The 20065-nt window shown below is 61.0% G+C and carries 18 protein-coding genes and 1 tRNA gene; 6 read left to right on the forward strand and 13 right to left on the reverse strand.

The window, feature by feature from the left end; all coding sequences use genetic code 11:
• Positions 1 to 542: 542 nt before the first annotated feature.
• The 5 genes from ACODTY_RS03640 (at position 543) to nadE (ending at position 5623) form a co-directional block, all read left to right on the forward strand.
• Positions 543 to 627, forward strand: a tRNA-Leu gene (locus tag ACODTY_RS03640).
• 227 nt (positions 628 to 854) lie between these two features.
• Positions 855 to 2792: an asparagine synthase (glutamine-hydrolyzing) gene (gene asnB, locus ACODTY_RS03645; RefSeq protein ID WP_488992931.1), complete on the forward strand. Its 1938-nt coding sequence runs from the start codon at positions 855 to 857 to the stop codon at positions 2790 to 2792.
• A gap of 21 nt (positions 2793 to 2813) precedes the next feature.
• Positions 2814 to 3077, forward strand: coding sequence for an acyl carrier protein (locus ACODTY_RS03650; RefSeq protein ID WP_488992932.1), 264 nt, complete (start codon positions 2814 to 2816; stop codon positions 3075 to 3077).
• A gap of 24 nt (positions 3078 to 3101) precedes the next feature.
• On the forward strand, positions 3102 to 4643 hold the full coding sequence (locus ACODTY_RS03655; protein WP_488992933.1) for a class I adenylate-forming enzyme family protein: 1542 nt from the start codon (positions 3102 to 3104) through the stop codon (positions 4641 to 4643).
• Positions 4640 to 5623: an NAD(+) synthase gene (gene nadE, locus ACODTY_RS03660; RefSeq protein WP_488992934.1), complete on the forward strand. Its 984-nt coding sequence runs from the start codon at positions 4640 to 4642 to the stop codon at positions 5621 to 5623. Before ACODTY_RS03655 ends, nadE begins: the two co-directional genes overlap by 4 nt.
• A gap of 23 nt (positions 5624 to 5646) precedes the next feature.
• Here the strand turns inward: nadE and ACODTY_RS03665 are convergent, their stop codons facing one another.
• From ACODTY_RS03665 to ACODTY_RS03675, 3 genes are all read right to left on the reverse strand, one after another.
• A complete protein-coding gene (locus ACODTY_RS03665) occupies positions 5647 to 6762 on the reverse strand; it encodes a hypothetical protein (protein ID WP_488992935.1) in 1116 nt (371 codons plus the stop codon).
• Positions 6759 to 7412 (reverse strand): N5-glutamine methyltransferase family protein, encoded by a 654-nt coding sequence (locus tag ACODTY_RS03670; protein WP_488993161.1) that lies wholly within the window; start codon positions 7410 to 7412, stop codon positions 6759 to 6761. The genes ACODTY_RS03665 and ACODTY_RS03670 overlap by 4 nt, the downstream gene beginning before the upstream one ends.
• A 189-nt stretch (positions 7413 to 7601) precedes the next feature.
• Positions 7602 to 9146 (reverse strand): VOC family protein, encoded by a 1545-nt coding sequence (locus ACODTY_RS03675; RefSeq protein WP_488992936.1) that lies wholly within the window; start codon positions 9144 to 9146, stop codon positions 7602 to 7604.
• A gap of 214 nt (positions 9147 to 9360) precedes the next feature.
• Between ACODTY_RS03675 and ACODTY_RS03680 the strand changes: the two genes are divergently transcribed.
• Positions 9361 to 10191 carry a DUF2189 domain-containing protein gene (locus ACODTY_RS03680; protein ID WP_488992937.1) on the forward strand — a complete coding sequence of 277 codons (831 nt, stop codon included), beginning with the start codon at positions 9361 to 9363 and terminating at the stop codon, positions 10189 to 10191.
• A 3-nt stretch (positions 10192 to 10194) separates the two neighbouring features.
• On the opposite strand, the gene ACODTY_RS03685 is transcribed toward ACODTY_RS03680, so the two are convergent.
• The 10 genes from ACODTY_RS03685 to ACODTY_RS03730 all read right to left on the reverse strand — a co-directional run bounded on the left by ACODTY_RS03685 (position 10195) and on the right by ACODTY_RS03730 (position 19946).
• Positions 10195 to 10941 carry an ABC transporter ATP-binding protein gene (locus ACODTY_RS03685; RefSeq protein ID WP_488992938.1) on the reverse strand — a complete coding sequence of 249 codons (747 nt, stop codon included), beginning with the start codon at positions 10939 to 10941 and terminating at the stop codon, positions 10195 to 10197.
• Positions 10938 to 11771, reverse strand: coding sequence for an ABC transporter ATP-binding protein (locus ACODTY_RS03690; protein WP_488992939.1), 834 nt, complete (start codon positions 11769 to 11771; stop codon positions 10938 to 10940). Before ACODTY_RS03690 ends, ACODTY_RS03685 begins: the two co-directional genes overlap by 4 nt.
• On the reverse strand, positions 11768 to 12685 hold the full coding sequence (gene nikC / locus ACODTY_RS03695; RefSeq protein WP_488992940.1) for a nickel transporter permease: 918 nt from the start codon (positions 12683 to 12685) through the stop codon (positions 11768 to 11770). Before nikC ends, ACODTY_RS03690 begins: the two co-directional genes overlap by 4 nt.
• Positions 12682 to 13743: an ABC transporter permease gene (locus tag ACODTY_RS03700; protein WP_488992941.1), complete on the reverse strand. Its 1062-nt coding sequence runs from the start codon at positions 13741 to 13743 to the stop codon at positions 12682 to 12684. Before ACODTY_RS03700 ends, nikC begins: the two co-directional genes overlap by 4 nt.
• An 18-nt stretch (positions 13744 to 13761) precedes the next feature.
• A complete protein-coding gene (locus tag ACODTY_RS03705) occupies positions 13762 to 15405 on the reverse strand; it encodes an ABC transporter substrate-binding protein (RefSeq protein ID WP_488992942.1) in 1644 nt (547 codons plus the stop codon).
• 142 nt (positions 15406 to 15547) lie between these two features.
• Positions 15548 to 16618 (reverse strand): D-alanine--D-alanine ligase family protein, encoded by a 1071-nt coding sequence (locus ACODTY_RS03710; RefSeq protein ID WP_488992943.1) that lies wholly within the window; start codon positions 16616 to 16618, stop codon positions 15548 to 15550.
• Between the two features lie 106 nt (positions 16619 to 16724).
• Positions 16725 to 17603 carry an SMP-30/gluconolactonase/LRE family protein gene (locus ACODTY_RS03715; RefSeq protein WP_488992944.1) on the reverse strand — a complete coding sequence of 293 codons (879 nt, stop codon included), beginning with the start codon at positions 17601 to 17603 and terminating at the stop codon, positions 16725 to 16727.
• Positions 17603 to 18241, reverse strand: coding sequence for a 2-dehydro-3-deoxy-6-phosphogalactonate aldolase (locus tag ACODTY_RS03720; protein ID WP_488992945.1), 639 nt, complete (start codon positions 18239 to 18241; stop codon positions 17603 to 17605). Before ACODTY_RS03720 ends, ACODTY_RS03715 begins: the two co-directional genes overlap by 1 nt.
• Complete coding sequence (locus ACODTY_RS03725; protein ID WP_488992946.1) at positions 18238 to 19182, reverse strand: 2-dehydro-3-deoxygalactonokinase; 945 nt, start codon at positions 19180 to 19182, stop codon at positions 18238 to 18240. Before ACODTY_RS03725 ends, ACODTY_RS03720 begins: the two co-directional genes overlap by 4 nt.
• Entirely contained in the window at positions 19179 to 19946 is a 768-nt protein-coding gene (locus tag ACODTY_RS03730) for an SDR family NAD(P)-dependent oxidoreductase (protein ID WP_488992947.1), read from the reverse strand. Before ACODTY_RS03730 ends, ACODTY_RS03725 begins: the two co-directional genes overlap by 4 nt.
• Positions 19947 to 20065: the final 119 nt, after the last annotated feature.

A 20065-nucleotide genomic window follows, 5' to 3' on the forward strand; every position in this document is an offset into this window, starting at 1 on the left:
GAATGTCCGGGATCCATTCCGTGACATCGCGGCAGTGTAAAAGCGCCTCAGAATGAGGATCGGTTAAAGGTTGACCTTAATCCAACCCCTTGATCCTGCTTACTTCTCACAAAAACCTTCACCCCACTTATCCACGCCCTCGCCGTCCGCCGCATACTCAGCCCCATCGCCCTTGCGGGAGACCTGGTGCGCACCGGGTATCAGGGAAGGGCGTCGGTGCCGGATTGGTCGCATAACGGTGTGCGGCTGGGTGATGAGCCCCCAAGTCCGGGCCTTGATCGGGGCCTTCGGCGTGAGTGCTGCCCCCGGTGAGGCAAGACCACCGGACGGGCGGCCGCAAGGCCGCATTACTTAACTAAACGAGCGACCGAACGGCCGCCCGTCCTCCCGACCTCTCAGATGAGGTCAGTTCTTTGACAATGGCCAGACGGCTTTAGCCGGGCGTGGCAACCATAAAGTGCGACGATAGCCGGCAAGCCAAGCGCAGTTTTCAAAAAGCGCGTTGACAGCATGGACCGGCCCGCTTACATGAGCCCGCACCAGCCCAGATGGCGGAATTGGTAGACGCGCACGGTTCAGGTCCGTGTGCCGCGAGGCGTGGAGGTTCGAGTCCTCTTCTGGGCACCATCTGATCCCGACTGCCAACGGGGTCGACAAGGCAAACCCTTTCAATCCGGCCTGTTTGACCCGCATTTGTCGCGGTTCATGCTGGCGCATTCAACGCTTGCCCGCTCCAGCCAACCGATCGTTTACCATAGGTGAAGCGAAACCAGACGGGTAACGCATGATTGTCTCTCGCCCCTTATGCTGGGCGCGATCTTTCAATGTGAAGCGCTGGGTTAAACGCTCGAAACATGTGCGGTTTTGCTGGTTACGTCGGCCATGTGCATGACGCGGACACACTGCTGACGCAGATGACCGCGGCGATTGCGCATCGCGGTCCCGACGAGCAGGGCAAATTCATCGTGCCCGGCGCAGGACTTGGCCATGCGCGGCTCTCGATCGTCGGGCTGGGCGACGGCCAGCAGCCGATGTCGGACGAAACCGGGCAATTGACCATCGCCTTCAACGGCGAAATCTTCAACTATGTCGAGCTGCGCGAAGAGCTTCGGGCCAAGGGCCGGCGCTTCCGCACCTCCAGCGATACCGAAGTCATCCTGCATCTCTATGACGTCATGGGCGAAGACTGCCTGTCGCGTCTCAACGGCGATTTCGCCTTCGCGCTGTGGGACCAGCGGCGCCGGCGCATGATGCTGGCCCGCGACCGCATGGGCGTACGGCCGCTCTTCCACACCCAGAAGGACGGAACGCTCTATTTCGCCTCGGAGATCAAGGCGCTGCTCAAGGTGCCGGGTGCGACGGCGGAACTCGACCCGATCGCGCTCGACCAGATTTTCACGCTGTGGGCGCCCATCGCGCCGCGCACCGCCTTCCGCAACATCGATGAGCTCGAGCCCGGCAAGCTGATGATCGTCGAGCAGGGTCGAACCAGCATCAGGACCTACTGGCAACTCGACTATCCGCATCGCGATGCGCCACCGCCGATTGCCAGCGAAGCCGCGGCGGCTGAAGAGTTACGCGCACTCCTGACCGACGCGGTAAAACTGCGCATGCGCGCCGACGTACCCGTCGGCTCCTACCTTTCGGGCGGGCTGGACTCCTCGCTGGTCTCGGCACTTGCCGCCGGCATGACGCCGCAGGGTCTCAAGACGTTCTCGGTCACCTTCGACAGCGCCGAACACGACGAAAGCGCCTACCAGCAGGAGATGGCCGCCGCCCTTGGCACTCAACATCGAATGGTTGCCTGTCACGAAGGCGACATAGCGCGCGTCTTTCCAGAGGTGATCCGCTTCGCCGAACGGCCGATCATCCGCACCGCCCCTGCTCCGCTTTTTCAACTGTCCGGGCTGGTCCGCGACGCCGGGCTGAAAGTGGTCCTGACGGGCGAAGGAGCAGACGAGGTCTTCGCCGGCTACGATGTCTTCAAGGAAGCGCGCGTGCGCCGCTTCTGCGCCCGCCAGCCGGCCTCGCGGATCAGGCCGCACCTGTTCCGCAAGCTCTACCCTTACCTGCCGGGCTTGCAGCAGCAGTCGGTCGAGTATCTCGCCGCATTCTTCGGCGCCAACGACGCCGCACCCGACGACCCGCTGTTTTCGCACCGGCCACGGTTCAAGACCACGTCCGCCGCCAAGATCTTTTTCTCGGGCGACCTGCGCGAGACCCTGAAGGGCTACGATGCGGCAGACGAACTCGCCGGCCGCCTGCCCGATGCCTTTGCGCAATGGCATCCGCTCAACCAGGCGCAGTATCTGGAAAGCCGCTTCCTCCTGCCGGGCTACATCCTCTCCAGCCAGGGCGACCGCATGGCTATGGCGCACGGCATAGAGGGCCGTTTCCCGTTCCTCGACCATCGCCTCGTCGAGTTCGCCGCGCGCCTCCCGCCTGAAATGAAGCTGAAGGGGCTGGTGGAAAAACACATGTTGCGCAAGGCGGCCGGCAACCTGCTTCCGCCCCGCATTCTCGATCGCACCAAGCAACCCTACCGCGCGCCCGACAGCCAGGCGTTCATGGGCAGCGGTAGTCTCGACTATGTCCGCGAATGCCTGAGCGAGAAGAACATCGCGGCAGATGGCCTGTTCAACGCCAAGGCTGTGGCAAAGCTCCATCAAAAATGCAGCACACAGCCCGTGTCGGGCTTCCGCGACAATGCCGCCTTCGTCGGCATCCTGTCGACGCAATTGTGGCAACGGAATTTCGCCGAAAACGGCAAGCGGGCTGAACAGGCAGCTTGAGAGACAAAAGAAGGGAAACACATGGCCGAGACAATCAAGGACAAGGTCCGCAACTTCATCGTCGAGAACTTCCTGTTCGGCGACACGTCCTACCAGTTGGCGGATGACGCTTCGCTGATCGAAAACGACATCATCGATTCAACCGCCGTGCTGGAACTGGTCGCCTTCATCGAGGACAATTTCGGTATCTCCATGAACGATGCCGACATCGTTCCCGCCAATCTCGATTCGCTTGCCCGCATCTCGTCCTTCATCGAGACGCGTGCCGGGTCGGTCGCGGCATAATCCGGCATTTGTGGGGATACGTCGTTGCGCATCGAACAGTTTCTGATCGACAAGGCCGCCAGCCATCCGCAGAAGGTGGCTCTGGTGACCGAGCGCAGAAGGCTGCGCTATGAGGAACTGGACGATCTCTCCAGCCGGCTCGCCAGCGCCCTTGTCAAAAATGGCGTGAAACGCGACGACCGCGTCCTGGTCTTCATGAACAATTGCTGGGAAGCCGCCGTTTCGATCTTCGCCGTGATGAAAGCCGGCGCCACCTTCAGCCCGATCAACGCCTCCACCAAGGCCGACAAGCTGGCTTTCATCCTCGCAGATTGTGAAGCCTCCGCCATCCTCACCCAGGCAAAGCTGATGCCCGTGGTTGCCGAGGCGATTGCAGGAAAAGCCCCGATCTTCGTGGCGTCTACGGCAGGCCCCTCCGGCCAGTCTCCGGCGGGTGCGGTTTCCTTCACGGATTGCCTAGCTAGCGAGCGACGAGAGGTCGACCATCACGGCATCGATGTCGACCTCGCCATGCTGATCTACACGTCGGGTTCCACCGGCCGACCCAAGGGCGTGATGATGTCACATCGCAATTGCGATGCGGCTTCGGACTCGATCACGACCTATCTGAGAAACACGCCGGACGACGTCATCCTCAACGTCCTGCCGCTGGCCTTCGACTACGGCCTCTATCAGCTCTTGATGGCGGTCCGGATGGGCGCCACGCTGGTCCTTGAAAAATCATTCGCGTTTCCGCAAGCGATCTTCGACCGCATCCGGGAAGAGGGCGTCACCGGCCTGCCGCTGGTGCCGACAATGGCGGCGATGATCCTGCAGATGCGTGACCTTCAGCCGGGCTTCTTACCCAGCCTGCGCTACATCACCAACACTGCCGCCGCCCTGCCTGTTGCCCACATCGAGCGGATGCGATCGCTTTTCCCCGGCGTGCAACTCTATTCAATGTACGGCCTGACCGAATGCAAGCGCTGCACCTATCTGCCACCGGAAGAGCTGGACCGGCGGCCCGGATCGGTCGGCATCGCCATTCCAAACACCGAGGCTTTCGTCGTCGATGAAAACGGCAACCGGGCCGCGCCCGATGTCGCGGGCGAACTGGTCATTCGCGGGCCGCATGTGATGCAGGGCTACTGGCGCAACGAAGCCGCAACCCAACGCATGCTCCGACCCGGTCCGAATGCTTGGGAAAAGGTCCTCCACACCGGGGACCTGTTCAAGACCGACAAGGATGGCTTCCTCTATTTTGTCGGGCGCAAGGACGACATCATCAAGACGCGCGGCGAAAAGGTCGCCCCGAAGGAGGTCGAGGCGGTGCTTCATGCGCATCCCGGCATCGCGGAGGCAGTCGTCGTCGGCTTGCCTGATGCGGTGCTTGGGCAGGCGATCAGCGCCCTTGTCGTGCTGTCGGATCCTGCGTTGAGCGAAAAGGACATCATTCGCCACTGCGCCAAACATCTCGAGGATTTCATGGTGCCCAAGTCCATCGAGTTTCGTTCCGAGTTGCCGAAAACCGAGACGGGAAAGATCAGCCGTCGGCTGGCGGCGGAATCCGTGGAGATCGTTCAATGAGCGTCGATTCATCTGCGTTGCTTGCATTCGACGCGGAAGCGGAAATCGACCGCATCGCAGCCGGCCTGCGTGAGCAATTGCGCGCCATGCGCAAGCGCGGCCTGGTGCTTGGGCTGTCGGGCGGCATCGATTCGAGCGTGTCACTGGCCTTGGCCGTGCGCGCCGTAGGGGCAAAGAACGTATTCTGCATCTTCATGCCGGAAGATGATTCAGACCCGGAAAGCCTTCGGCTAGGTCGGCTCGTTGCCGACACATTCGGTGTCGAGGCAACGGTTGAAGATATAGGCGCGACCTTGCGCGCGATGGGCTGCTACGAACGCCGCGATTCCTTCATCCGTGAGCTTGTTCCGGACTATGGTCCCGGCTGGGCGTCGAAGATTGTGATTGCGAACGCGCTCGAAGGCGAAGGCTACAACATTTCATCGCTGGTGGTTCAGGACCCGCAAGGCCGGCAGACAAAACTGCGCATGCCGCCTGCCGTATATCTCGGCATCGTCGCAGCCACCAACATGAAGCAGCGAACGCGCAAGCAGATCGAATATTTCCATGCCGACCGCTTGAATTTCGCAGTCATCGGCACGCCGAACCGGCTCGAATACGACCAGGGTTTCTTCGTCAAGAACGGCGATGGCGCGGCAGACGTGAAGCCGATCGCCCATCTCTACAAGACGCAGGTCTATGCCCTTGCCGCGCACCTCGGCATCCCGGAAGAAATCCGCAAGCGCCCGCCAACGACCGACACCTATTCGCTCGCGCAGACGCAAGAGGAATTCTATTTCTCGCTGCCCTACGACCGCATGGACCTATGCCTCCACGGCCTTAACAACGGCATGGGTGCGGAGGTAGTCGGCCAGGCAGCAGGACTGACCGCCGAGCAAGTCGAGCGGGTTTGGGCGGACATCACGGCAAAGCGCAAGGCAACGCGCTATCTGCACCTTGGCCCGCAACTGATTTCAAAGGTCGAAGAGATCGGGGGTTGATCGGGCGCAGTAGTCGCGGCGTATCAGCCAAAGCGCCCGCCGATCAGCCTGCTCCACTGTTCGCCTGCGATACCGTTCAGGAAAGCCTGCGATCCGGTCATCGCCTTCAGCAATTCCTCGTCGCGCGCGTGGACAACCGTCGAGGCGACCGGCACGAACGCAATGCGCCGCGGCAGCATCGCTTCCATGAGCAACGGCTGCGTACGACCACGTAGACCGCACACGCCGCGCGCCGTTGCATGATCGACAAGGCAATCGACGACATGGCCCGCTTGGCCAGGCCGTGCCAGAAGCTGAAGCACGCGTCCGATTGCGCCCTGCTTCGCATAGTAGGCGAAAGCGCCCACCACGCTTCTCGATGGCGTAGCTACCGAGGCAAAGACAAGTTCGCCCCAATCCAGCTTCTGCCCGGCATCGGTGAAAATCCAGTCGAGTGCGCTTGCTTCCCAATCCGGCCTGAGGGCGAAATGATTGGTCAAAGGCTCCAGAAGCTGGGCAAATTCCTTGCTCGCGATTTGCGATACCTGCAACGATGTCGGCCCAAGCTGACCAGCGGCTACCCCTGACCAGTTACGCGTGCCAGGCTTTATGCGGCGGTTGTGGAGCCCATCGATGGCCGAAGCCAGCGGAGAAAAAACCCGCACCACGCCAATGCGGCTAGCTGCGAGGCTGGCTGCAAATCCCAAAGGCCGGATAACACGCACCCAGTCGAGGCTGTATTGCGGCAGCGTCACGCCGCGCAAACGGGTCCAGAGCTGCGTTGCAACATCATTCGCGGTTTCGCTGAACGAGAGGTCTTGCGGACCGTCGAGAAATGCCTTGAGCAGCCGCGCGCCTGCCATCGGGTCGGCTTCGGGATTGGAAACCATCAGCGACCCGCAGATCGCGGCGCGCAGTTTTCGACCATTGAAGGTCATCGGCAGCACATGCGCACCTACGAAGCCGGACACGCTGCCCGCATCATCGACATGGACGAGCGAGTTGATCCCTTCGCCGCATCCTGGCGCATCAAGATAAAAGCGGCGCATATAGTCGGCAAGCGATGCCGGCGCAGGCGACGGCTTCTTACGCAACACGCGTTGAAACATCCCGGCAACGGCTGGAAGATCGGCTTCTTCAAGCGCGCGAACCCGGCTCAAGCCATCGTCTCCGAAAGCCCAGAAACCGCACGTTTATTCACAATGGCAACACGCGGCTTGCCATCCGCAAGAGCAAATTTCGGCTCGTCATATGCCTTGCTTCGCGCCAACAGCGCTGCGACCTGACGATCCTGCCCTTCCCCGAACTCGAAAAGCAACCATCCATCCGGTTTGAGGTAGTCCACGGCCTCCCTGATCATCCGTTGCAGGATGGAGATGCCATATGGGCCGCCATCGAACGCCTCGCGCGGCTCGCTGTTCAGCAGGTGAGCGCTCTCATTTTCAAGACGGGACGTTGAGATGTAAGGGGGGTTGCAGACGACCATGTCGACCGTCCCCTTCAGCCTATCGGGCTCTATCGCCTCAAACAGGTCCCCCTGACGCACTGCCACCCGATCGGCAAGTGAATGGCGCAGGACGTTCGAGCGCGCCAAAGCGACAGTGCTGTCGGTAAGGTCGGCCGCCCATATACGCGCCTCAAGGCAATGGCAGGCGATGGCAACAGCCAGATTGCCCGAGCCGCAGCACATATCCACAACGACAGGCGCGCCTTCGATCCGGCCAAGGATCGACACCGCATTCTTGCCAAGCAGTTCGGTCTCTTCGCGTGGAACAAGCACATCCGGCCCCAACTCAATCTCGACACCCATGAAGTGGTGCAATCGCACCTGTACGGGCTTTACATCATGGGATGGGTCTGCGAGATCCGGCACTGTCAGCCCCGTGGTCGGTGGGTGAAGCCTCACGCTTTACCAGTTCGAGGTAAATGGAAGCTGACATTGCGCATTTCATTGCGGCTGCCGTCGAGCTCCATGCCGGCAAGGAAGCCAGTTCTAGCCTTAGCTGTGAGCGCCGATCCATTCACGGACGATTTCGGTGTCGCCGGGAGCAAGATCGTGTCCTGCATCGATCTTGCGGTCATCCAGATCGGCGCCGCACTCGGCAAGCCAGTTAGCCAATACCGGAGCAAGTTTGCCAAAGGGATCCTGCGATCCCGTCACCATCAGCACGCGAGCGCCGGTAAGATCTTGCTTGGGCAGTTCTTCCAACACCGGTATGGCGCGCAGCAAGGCAGCTTTGCGAATGGTTTCCGGATAAAGCGCCATCACGGATGCGGCGAAATTCGCTCCATTGGAAAAGCCGAGAAAAGTCATGCGGGCTGCATCAAGGCCGTACCCTGCGATGGCCCCTTCCACGAAGGCCGCGAAAGCCTCGACCTCAGAGCGAATGTCGGCCTGATCGAATGTCGTTGCCGTGTGGCGGCGAAACCAGCGGGCGGTTCCTTCCTCATGGCTTCGCCCACGCACGCCCAGCAGCGTCGCTCGCGGCGAGGCGCGGTGAGCCAGCGGCATCAGGTCGGCCTCGGTTCCTCCGCTGCCGTGCAAAAGCACAATCGTGCTGCCATCCGGATTGTCCGGCGTATAGAAGCGATGCACGAACGGCAGGTCGCGCTGCGGCAGCCGGGGTTCACCCGGCATGGCAAACTGCGGCAGCATTATCTTGAGATCTTCGGCCTGCGCCTCGTCATGTGGCGGCACGATCAGCGTCTCGCCAAGCCGTTCCGGCGCTTCATCAATGGCAAAACCCGGCTTGTCGGTTGCCAGTTCGAACAGCGTCCCTCCCGGCTCCCGCACATAGAGCGAGGTGAAATAGTTGCGGTCGTGGAAGTTCGTCGGCGACGAATTGAGCCTCGAAAAATCTGCTTCCGCCGACCGGACTGCCGCCACATCCGCAGCGCGGAAGGCAACGTGATCGGCAGTGCCGGTGCCGGGAATTCCCGCGACATATCCCGTTGCATCCCGTATATCGACCACATCCGTGTCGGAAAACATCCGCTGCGTGTTCTCGGAACGTGGCCCCGGTCGATAGCCAAATCGCTCGACGAAAGACCCTGTCTCCTCGGGTGTCTCGGTCAGTATCGTCACCGCGCGCAACCGTCGTGGCGCTATAGCTGCATCGCCCCATGGTTCGGCCGAGGGAAGGTCGATACCGACGAGCTTTACAATGATGCCATCGGAGTCTTTCAGTCGCAGCAGCGGTTCGCCAAATTCGCGCGACGGTCCCTCGAAGGATACACCGTGGCTCAAGGCACGCGTCATCCACTCACCAAGGCTTGCCTGTGGCACCGCAAAGGCGATTTCAGAAACCTGGCCATTGCCGACGCGACCCGGCGCGCCGTCTTCCCATACCAGAAATGTGACCAGCGAACCGGGCGATCCGAGGCGGTCGCCATAAAAGAGGTGAAGCTGGGTGGCGTCCTCGTAGCCGCCCGTGCGCTTGACAAGGCGCAGACCGAGAAATCCCGCATAGAAATCGACATTCTTCTGCACGTTCCGCGTGATCAGCGTGACGTGGTGAATGCCGTGCGCGACAGGATCGTTCATGCAATGAAACCTCGAATATTCGTGCGCTAAGGTAATGGGTTCAGGCAGATCGGCAATCCGCGCAGCAGCTACCAATACAGCAATCGCATCCAAGGGCGACAAAACGAACCACAGATAGTATGATTGTCCACGGGGCAGGTTGCGGATTGGCGTGACCAGTCACGCCGACCAATCCATAGCCGCGACCGGCCCGAAACCGATCGGAGGAATGGTCATGGCAAATTTCCATGTCTACGCGGCCGGAGCCGGCAGCACCGTACAATATCCAGCAATCCGACGGATTGGCATGTCGGATGTTTTCGACGCGCTCAATCGCGGCATCGAGGATTTCTGGGACAAGCCCTCGCACTATGTCTTCCTGTGCCTGATCTACCCGATCGTTGGCGGTTTCCTCATAAGCTGGACCTCCGGCGGAAATGCGCTTCAACTCATCTATCCGCTGATGACCGGCTTTGCCTTGCTCGGTCCGTTCGCCTCAATCGGCCTTTATGAGATCAGCCGCCGCCGTGAACAGCATCTGGACACATCGTGGCGACGCGCCTTCGATGTCAGGAAATCGCCAGCCATGCCAGCGATCATTGTCATCGGAATAATGTTGGTGGTACTTTTCGCGGTCTGGATGGTGACGGCCCAGACGCTCTACACGCACCTCTATGGCAACTCGGCGCCAGCTTCCTTCATGGGCTTTGTCGAAGACGTACTGACGACCCGGCGCGGCTGGGCCCTCATCATACTTGGCAACGGCCTCGGCTTCCTGTTCGCGCTGATCGTCCTCAGCACGACGGTCGTCGCCTTTCCGCTGCTGCTTGACCGTGATGTGGGTGCCTACGCCGCCATCGTGACTTCGGCCCGCGCTATGATGGCAAACCCCGGACCGATGCTGCTATGGGGCGTGATCGTGGCGGTCGGGCTGGTCATTGGCACCATCCCGCTTCTGGTCGGGCTGGCCGTGGTGCTGCCTGTGCTGGGGCATTCCACATGGCACCTCTATCGCAAGCTGGTGGTACCGATGCCGGAGACGAACAGAACGCGGCTGCGGATGTAGACGCTAAGCGCGCACGAACCCTTCGCTCGCCTTGAGCAATCGGCGCGTGTAGTCCTGACAGACATCGCGCTTAGCCAAGGAAGTTGCGGCGAGGCTTTCAACCGCCTCGCCGTTCTGCATCACCATCAACCGTTCGCACATATGGGCGATGACGGCGAGGTCGTGACTGACCATCAGGAAGGTCAATTCGCGGTCGCGCCGCACCTGTTCGAGTAGGTTGAGCACCTCTGCCTGAACCGAGGCGTCGAGTGCCGAGGTCGGCTCGTCAAGCAAAAGGATCGAGGGCTCCACGATCAGCGCGCGCGCAATCGCCACGCGCTGGCGTTGGCCGCCCGACAACTGGTGCGAATAGCGGAAGCGGAAACCGGAGCCGAGGCCGACCTCGTCCAGCGCCCGGCGGATGCGCTGCTCGCCATCAGAGAAGCCGTGGATGGCGAGCGGCTCCTGCAGCAGGCGGTCGACCGTCTGGCGTGGATGCAGGGAACCGTAGGGGTCCTGGAACACCATCTGCACCTTGCGATAAAATGCCTTATCGCGCTTTTTGCCGAGCTTCTGGCCGCCAACGGCAATCGTGCCAGACGCAACCGGAACAAGACCGGCAATGGCGCGCAGCAGCGTCGATTTGCCGGAGCCGGATTCTCCGACAAGTCCAAAAGATTCCCCTTGGGCAACATCCAGACTGACGCCGCGCAGAGCCTGAAAACGGTCGAACACCACGTTCAGTTGATCGACGCGCAGCATGGAGGTCATGCCGCCCACTCCGGCTTGCGATCAAGCACCGGCAATGGGTGGCGGTCTGCGTCGATCCTCGGCATACAGTCGAGCAGGCCGCGGGTGTAGGGATGTTCGGCGCGGCCAAGGTCGGAGGCTTTCAGTTCCTCGACAACTTTGCCGGCATACATGACGATGACCCGGTCGCAGAAGGATGAAACCAGGCGCAGGTCATGCGAGATGAAGATCAGGCCCATGCCGCGGTCGGCAACGAGCCGGTCGAGAATGTTGAGAACATCAAGCTGCACCGTGACGTCGAGCGCCGAGGTCGGCTCGTCGGCAATCATCAGTTCCGGTTCTGCAATGAGCATCATGGCGATCATCGCGCGCTGGCCCATGCCGCCCGACACTTCATGCGGATGCAGGTCGAAGACGCGCTTCGGATCGCGGATCTGGACCGCCTCCAGCATCTGCAGCGTACGCTCCCGCGCTTCGGTCTTGGTCACTTTCTCATGGGTACGCAAGGTCTCCATGATCTGCCGCCCTATGGTCATGACGGGATCGAGCGAATATTTCGGATCCTGCAGGATCATGGCGATGCGATTGCCGCGCAGGGCGCGCCGCTGCTTCCCGGGCAACGACATCAGGTCGAGACCGTCGAAAGAGAGCTTGGCCGCAGAGACGCGTGCCTGCGGCGGTGTCAGGCCCATGATGGCCCGGCCGGTCTGCGACTTGCCGGATCCGGACTCACCAACAATCCCCAATCGTTCCCGCCCAAGCGAGAACGATACGCCCCGCACCGCTTCGACAACGCCGGTTCGGGTCGGGAACGTCACGCGCAGGTCTTCAACCTCAAGCAGCACGCTCATTGGTCGCCGCTCCTTGGGTCGAGCGCGTCGCGCAGGCCGTCGCCCAAAAGGTTGAAGCCGAGGCTTACGATCAGGATCGCAAAACCGGGAGCGCCGGCCACCCACCATTGGTCGAGGATGAAGCGGCGTCCGGAGGCGATCATGGCACCCCATTCCGGCAAGGGCGGCTGCGCGCCAAGGCCAAGAAAGCCCAGGCCAGCGGCAGTCAGGATGATGCCGGCCATGTCGAGCGTGACCCTGACTATGAGCGAAGAAATGCACATCGGCATGATGTGGCGCAACACGATGCGCAGAGGCGAAGCCCCCATCAGTTGCACCGCCTTGATGTAGTCGGAATTGCGCACAGTCAGCGTCTCTGCACGGGCGATGCGCGCATAAGGCGGCCAGGAGGTAACGGCAATCGCCAACACCGCATTTTCGATGCCCGGTCCAAGGGCGGCAACGAAGGCCAGCGCCAGAACAAGCTTCGGGAAGGCAAGAAAGATATCGGTGATGCGCATCAGGACGGCATCGATCCAGCCGCCGGCATATCCTGCCACCGTTCCGACAAGAAGCCCGATCGGCGCGGCGATGATCGCAACCAGCACAACCACGAACAATGTCCAGCGCGACCCATGGATGATGCGCGAAAGGATATCGCGGCCAAGATCGTCGGTGCCGAACCAATGCTGCGCACTGGGCGGTAGCAACCGTGCATTCTTCAAATCACCGATGGTCGGCGAATACGGAGCCAGCACATCGGCCAGCGCCGCAACGACAATGAGCGCCACGATGATGAACAGGCCCACCATCGCCAGCCGGTTGGCCGAGAACCGTCGCCAAGTGACATAGGCGCGTCCGAGCCGGGCCTGCATGCGCGAAGCTGGCCGCTCCGACAAGAGCCATTCGCGTCGTGTTTCGGCAACGGTGCTCATTCGTCCTTCGTCCTTGGATCGAGCATGCGATAGAGCAGATCCGAAAGCAGGTTGATGCCGATGAAGACCGAGCCAATGACGATGGTGCCGCCAAGCACGGCGTTCATGTCGGCATTCTGCAGCGAATTGGTGATGTAGAGGCCGATGCCGGGCCAGGAGAATACCGTTTCGGTCAGCACCGAACCTTCCAGAAGGCCTGCGTAGGACAAGGCGATGACAGTCACCATCGGAACGGCGGCATTGCGCAGCGCGTGCCCCCAGATGATGCGTGTTTCAGACAGGCCCTTGGCCCGCGCCGCGACGATGTATTCCTGCGACAGCTCGTTCAACATGAAGGAGCGGGTCATGCGGCTGATGTAAGCCAGCGAGAAATAGCCGAGCAGCGAGGCCGGCAGGATGATGTGACGCAACAGGTCCCAGAACACGTCCCATTGCCCCTGCCATGCCGCGTCGAGCAGATAAAAGCCGGTGATTGGCGAGAATGTGTATTCGAAAACGATATCGATGCGCCCGGGGTAGGCTACCCACTGCAATTGCGCATAAAACAGCACCAGTCCAAGCAGGCCGAGCCAGAAGATCGGCACCGAATAGCCGACAAGGCCGACGATGCGCACGATCTGGTCGATGAGGCTGCCGCGTTTGACCGCCGCCAGAACACCAAGCGGAATACCTACGACCGAGCCGATGATCGTTCCCAGCGTCGCCAACTCGATGGTCGCCGGAAATACCCGGCGTATGTCCGTCATAACCGGATTGGTCGTGAGCACGGACGTACCGAAATCGCCGCTCAGGGCGCTCTTCAGATAGATGTAGAATTGCTGGATCAGCGGCAGGTCAAGACCCATTTCGCGCCGCACCCGCTCGACGACGTTCGACGGCGCCCGGTCACCCAGCACAGCCAGGACAGGATCGATCGGAATAACTCGACCAATGAAGAACGTAACCGCGAGCAGACCGAGATAGGTCGTCGCAGCAATGACGAGAAAGCGCCCAACCGACGCCCCAATGGTAACGGCGCGCCGTCGACGCGCCGTCGCTTCAAGTTCGGCCACGCTCACGCGAGGCGCCCTTTTCAGCTATTCCTTCGAAATCTGACCGACGAAGTTGGTGTCGAAGCTCGGACCAAGCTTGAAGTCCTTGAGGTTGGCCCGCAAGCCGGCAACTTCGGTCTGTTGGAAAATGACGACAAACGGACCCTCGTCAAGGATCGTCTTCTGCAGTTCCTTGTACAGGTCGGCTCGCTTGGTCGAGTCCTTTTCGAGCAGCGCCGCCTCAGTCTTCCTGGTCAGTTCCGGCACGTCCCAGGCATTGCGCCATGCCAGCGTCTTGCTCTTGCCCTCGTCCGAATTGTCGGGGTTGCTGGCAAAGGTCTGGGCGTTCGAATTGGGATCGAAATAGTCCTGGCCCCACTGGCCAATGTATATGTCGTGATTGCGGGCACGGTACTTGGTCAGCGTCTGCTTGCCGTCGCCGGGGATGATCTCAAGCTTGATGCCTGCCTGGCCGACCGTCTGCTGGATCGACTCGGCAATACCCGTCACGGGCTGCGTGTTGCGCACATCCATGGTGACATTGAAGCCGTCCTTCAGCCCGGCCTTTTCGAGCAATTCCTTGGCCTTGGCCACGTCCAGCTTGAACGGGTTGTCATCGACCGCGCCCAGATCGCCCTTTGGCAGGAACGACTGATGAATTTCACCAATGCCCTTGATCAGGGTAGAGCCAATCGCATCGTAGTCGACCAAATACTTGAATGCCTGTCGCACTTCCGGCTTGGCAAGATTCGGATTCTTCTGGTTGAGGCTGATGTAGTAGACGGTGCCCTTGGGCGCGCTTGTCGTCTTGAGATCGGTATTCTTGGCGACTGCCTCGAGATCGTTCGGCTCGAGGTTGCGGGCCACGTCGATATCACCGGCCTCGAGCGCCAGACGCTGGCCGGAGCTTTCCTTCATATGACGATAGATGACGCGGGCAAGCTTGGCCTTGTCGCCGTGGTAGTTGTCGTTGCGCTCCATGACGACGGCTTCGTTGGCGCGCCATTCGCGCAGCTTATACGCACCGGAGCCGGCTGAGTTGGTCTTCAGCCAGTCGTTGCCGAAGTCGTTGTCGAACTTGTAGTCGTCGCTCGGCGTTACCGATTTGACGTGCTCGAGAACGGTCTTCTTGTCGACCACCGAAGCAACCGTCGCCGACAGGCAGTTCAGCACGAAGCTCGGCGCGTAGGCCTTGTCCACGGTGAAGACAAAAGTCGTCTCGTCGGCAGCCTTGGCCTTTTCGGCTACGTTTTCACCGTTCAAACCAAACTGCGACAAGATGAAAGCCGGGCTCTTGTCGAGCTTGACCGCCCGCTCGAACGACCATGCTACGTCGTCGGCAGTAATCGGATTGCCGGAGGCGAACTTCATGCCCGGCTTCAGCTTGAAAGTGTAGGTCAGGCCGTCGTCGGAAACAGTCCAGCTTTCGGCCAAATCACCCTTGACCTGAGACGTGTCGGCCAGATCGAGACGGACGAGAAGATCGTACGTGTTTCCGGTCACCTCTGCGGTCGAAAGCTCGAAAGCTTCGCCGGGATCCATGGTGATGATGTCGTCAATTGCAAAACCTTCGACCAGCGTATCGGCAGGCGTGACTGCGAAGGCCGGCATGGCTCCAACGAGTATCGCCGACATGGCCGCACCGGCCAGCCACAGACGAGAGCGAAGCGCAATCTTATCCATCATCATGTTCGTGTTCCCTGTTGTTGTTGGCCGATCAGAAGTGGCTTCGAGGTGTGGTAACGCAGAGCCACAACCTCGATTTCCTTCAACCATATCCGTCCGTTTTCGGCGCGGCAACGGGCATTTTGCGAACTGCGTTCGGCGGGGTTCAGATCGGTTTCGAACCGCTATCGATCAGGCGATTTGCGGCCGTTTTGGCAATCGCTTCGGGCAAGCTCAAATGCCATTGGGTACGGCAGTAGGAGCGGAAGTCGAAGCAGGGAAGGCCCGGGCAGACCTCAAATTCAATCAGGTGCAAGGTGTCGTCCGCCTCCACGCGCAGGTCGATCGAGAAGACGTCGCGCAGACCAAGGCCTTGCATCAGCTTGCTGGCCAGTTGCCGTATCCTGCGATCGGCATTGGGTTGGCCCTCGATGACCGCTTCAAGCAACGGCTCGACATATGTACCTTGGGTTTTGGCGGTGTCGCCGGTTTCCCCGTAGAGGGCGAGGCTGTCGCTCATGGTCTGGAAATCCGCTCCGGAATCGACAAACGAAATGCCAAGAGCCTCAACGCCGGTATTCCGGTCCAACCCGAGGAAGCTTGCCCTGACATTTCGGCCCGGCACATAAGGCTGAACCAGCGCGTCGTCCCGATAGGCGCTGAAAATACGCCGGCTAATCTCAAGCGCGCCGGCAAGGTCCCGGCAGTGGGAATCCGACCAGATGCCGATCTTTGCACCGAGACGGTTCGGTTTCACGAACCAGCCGCTGGCCGACGGCGGCGGCTCGACCAGCCACTCGCCGTTGCGGGCCAAGCCGGCCTGCGGCACGGGCAAGCCAAGCGCGCCGAGCACTGCGCCGGAGCGGAATTTGTCCTGACAAAGCGCAAACAGGGAGTCGTCCGCGCCGATGGTTCGCAAGCCGTTGAGGCGCGCCAACGCGGGCGCGGCACCGCCTCGAAAATAGGCAATGCCATCGGTCAGCGTCCAGACCAAACTCTGCTTCGGGTCCTGGTCAGCCATGGCAACGGAGGCGTCGTCAAGCTCGACGGGGCGGAAGTTCAGCCCAAGCGCATCGCAGGCTTTGGCAATGTCGTCGAGTTCCTCGGCAAGATCGGTTGACTGTGCCAGATAGGAAGAAATCTCTGCAGCATGGGCCTTGTCAAACCCCTCGCCAAGCAACCGTTTTACACACGCAGCCTCAGGTTCATGGACAAGGAAAAGTGTGGCAGCAGGCATGGCAAATGGTCCTGGAATGCTTTCGAAACCGTCTCGCAATCTGGCATCCCCGACGATGCGTGTTTGCGAGGAAACCGACACGGCATCGACGCCGCTTCGACAAAATTCAGATCAGGACATGCGGTTCGAAGCGGCCCCGTACAGGCAAGTCGAGCAGGAAGGTCTTGCCGGCATCCGGCTGCGAGGCGCGCTGGCGCTCATCGAGACCCGCCCACGCCGAAGTAACGGCCAGCCGATCGGCATTTTTGCCGACGAAAGCTGGGCAAGTCGGTTGCCCAACCGGCGTAGCAATGGAGCGCAGCAGTTTGCCATCCTGCCCGTAGGCTGTAATGCGGCCTTCCCCCCAACGGGCATTCCACAGCGTGCCGTCGAGATCCACGACCGCACCATCATGGTCGCCGGTTCCGCCGCCTCGGTCAGCAAAAACCATCGGCTCACCGACCGGCACGCCAGTGCCCGGATCGCAGGCTGTCCGCATTATGAAGCCGGTCGCGGAATCGGTGAAATATGCGACAGCTCCGTCAGCCGAGAAGGCAATTGAGTTCGGGATGGACAGACCAGAAAACAGCGTTCGCAACTCTCCCTTGAAGAACCAGTAGATCGCACCGGCCCCTGTCTCAGCCTTCTTGCCCATGGTGCTGACCCAAAACGCACCACTTGGATGCACGCGTGCGTCGTTGGAACGGGTCACGGCATTGTCGGCCTCGAGCGGCGTATGCAGCGCCAGCTTTCCCGTAGCGATATCGCGCACATGTAGCCCGGTTTCCGTGGCGATGAGTTGCCGGCCATCGTCAATGACGGCAAGTGCACTGGCCATCTGGCCGAGCGCGTGAACTTTGGCGGGGCCACCGGACAAAGCCTGTTCGATCAGCTTGCCGTTGACGATATCGAACCAGAACAAGACGTCTCTGTGCGGGTCATAGGTTGGGCCTTCGCCAAGCTCGCACGCATGATCGGAAAGGATGGAGACGCCGACATGTTCCATCAGGCAGCTCTCGTTGCCGCGTCCCAGCAGGCCACGGCCGCGCGTGCCCGTTCGCCCACCTCGTCGGGCCGCATGCCGGGTTTGAACAGGCTGGAGCCAAGTCCAAACACGGAAACTCCCGCGGCGAGATAGGTAGAAAAGTCCTTCTCCGAGACGCCGCCAACGGCACCTACTTTCACCTCGCGCGGAAGCACCGCCCGCATTGCTGCAATGCCTGTCGCGCCAAGCACATTGGCGGGGAAGAACTTCAGCGCGGAAGCACCGAGCCTGATGGCCTGGAAAGCCTCCGTTGGAGTGAACACGCCCGGCATCGTCACCACGCCGTGATAGGCGGCGCGGCCCATGACAGCAGCGTCGATGTTGGGGCTGACCAGCAGGCGTCCACCGGCCTTGGCGAGCTTATCGACATCGGCCGGCGTCAGCACCGTGCCCGCCCCCACCAGCGCGGTTTCCGGCAGCGCGGAAACCAGGCTGGCGATTGACGTGAATGGATCGGGCGAGTTCAGCGGCACTTCGATCGCATGGATACCGGCCTCATAAACGACGCGGCCGATTTCAATCGCCTCCTCGGGCCTCAAGCCGCGCAGAATAGCGACCAGGCCACGCTTCAGGGATGGAAACGGTGCGGTCTGCGTCATGCAGTAGCTCCTTTGGAAGCAACCATTCCATTTTGCCGCGCTGCCTCGAACAGCCCGGAGCGTACGGCCTGATCGGCATCGATTTCGGTGACCGGAATGCCGGCAATGCGAAGAGCGGCCGTATAGAGCTTACCCAGCGAACCTGAGACGATCAGCACAACCGGCGCGCTCGTGTGCCGGTAGCGGCGACGGGCGGACGCAATCTCACCGCCGATCAACAGCCCGGAGAGGCAAGCTGCGGCATCGCCCGGCTGCAGGCCATGCAGGAGTCCTGCCGCGCGGATTGCAAACAAGCTGGATGTGATATCGCCACCCTCATTGAGGGCGGACAAACACCAATCGCGGAAGAAGGGGCTTTCGGCGGCAACCGATGCCGGGTTTTCACCCAGCGAATGGCGCAGGATGGAATGTGCGCCGAGTACAGAATAAAGCTCACCGGTCGGCCATGTCCCGAAGCTGGCAACAGCACCGTCCTCCACCTCGACCCATTTGGAATGGGTGCCCGGCATGCAGACCAGATGTCGTCCTGAAGTGGACAACTCCGCGCCGGCAAGCTGCGTCTCTTCCCCGCGCATGACGTCCGGAAACCCTGCCGCCCTTTGGGCAAGACCCGGCACGATGCGAATGTCGCGAGCCGTTCCGACGACGCGTACCGCACCTTCGAGAATTGCCGTGATCGGCGCCGGTGTATCGACATAGGGCGCCTCGACCCAACCTTGCCGCGACCCTGCCATGCCACAGATCACAACAGGCAGTGCCGGCTGTGCACCAAGCTCGGCGAGATGGCTTTCCAGCACATCCGCGAAGCCCTTCTCCCGAGCAGAGATGAGGCCGTCATCGCCACGCCGCTCGCCAACAACATTGCCGTCTGCATCAAGCAGCCAGATGCGAAGCCGGGTCGTTCCCCAGTCAACGGCCGCGATGGACGGAACAGCGCTCACAGCATACCTCCATCGACGATCAATGTGTGTGCGGTCAGCATGGCCGAAGCGTCAGAGGCCAGGAACAGGCAAGGACCCACCATGTCGTCGGCAAGCATCATCCTTGGAATGGACTGGCGGGCGATATGGGCGTCGAGTTTTTCTTCCGTCACCCACAAGTCACGTTGACGCTCGGTGATTACCCAGCCCGGCGCGATGGCGTTGACCCGGATGTTGTTCTGACCATAGCGCCCGGCCAGCGCCTTGGTCAGGCCGATGATGCCAGCCTTGGCCGCCGTATAGGCCGGCATGTCGCCGATGTTCAGCATGAACGAGGTTGACGTGAAGTTGACGATGCTGCCGCGGCCCGCCTCGAACATTCCGTCGAGCACGGCCTGAGCCGCGAAGAAATATGGCCTGAGATTGACCGCCTGATTGTCATCCCAATCCGAGAGCGTGACCTCTTCCACGGCATGGCGAACATCGTTGGCGGCGTTGTTGACCAGCACCGTCACCGGCCCATGAGCAGACGCCGCCTTTGCCACCGCGCCACGTAGGGCCTCGATGTCTCGAAGATCGGCCTTCAGGTAAAGCGGTCGCGTGCCGGCTGTGCGGTGGAGTTCATCGCACAGCGCCAGGCTCGGCCCATCGGCAATGTCGATGAACGCCACTTTGGCGCCCTGCAGGACAAAGCCTTCGGTCAGCTTGGCGCCAATTCCAGAACCGCCGCCCGTGATGAGCACGGAGGCACCTTCGAGATCGGCGAAGCGCGCCGATGGCATCATGTGCGAGACCTTTCCGCCGATTTCGCTTTTGTCGGCGGCGCATCCTATCCATCAGCCACATATGGGCAAGCGCAAATATCGAATTTCGGTTATTTTGTCAGACAAAAGAGAAGTCGGGC

This window comes from Mesorhizobium sp. FG116 (assembly GCF_057809835.1).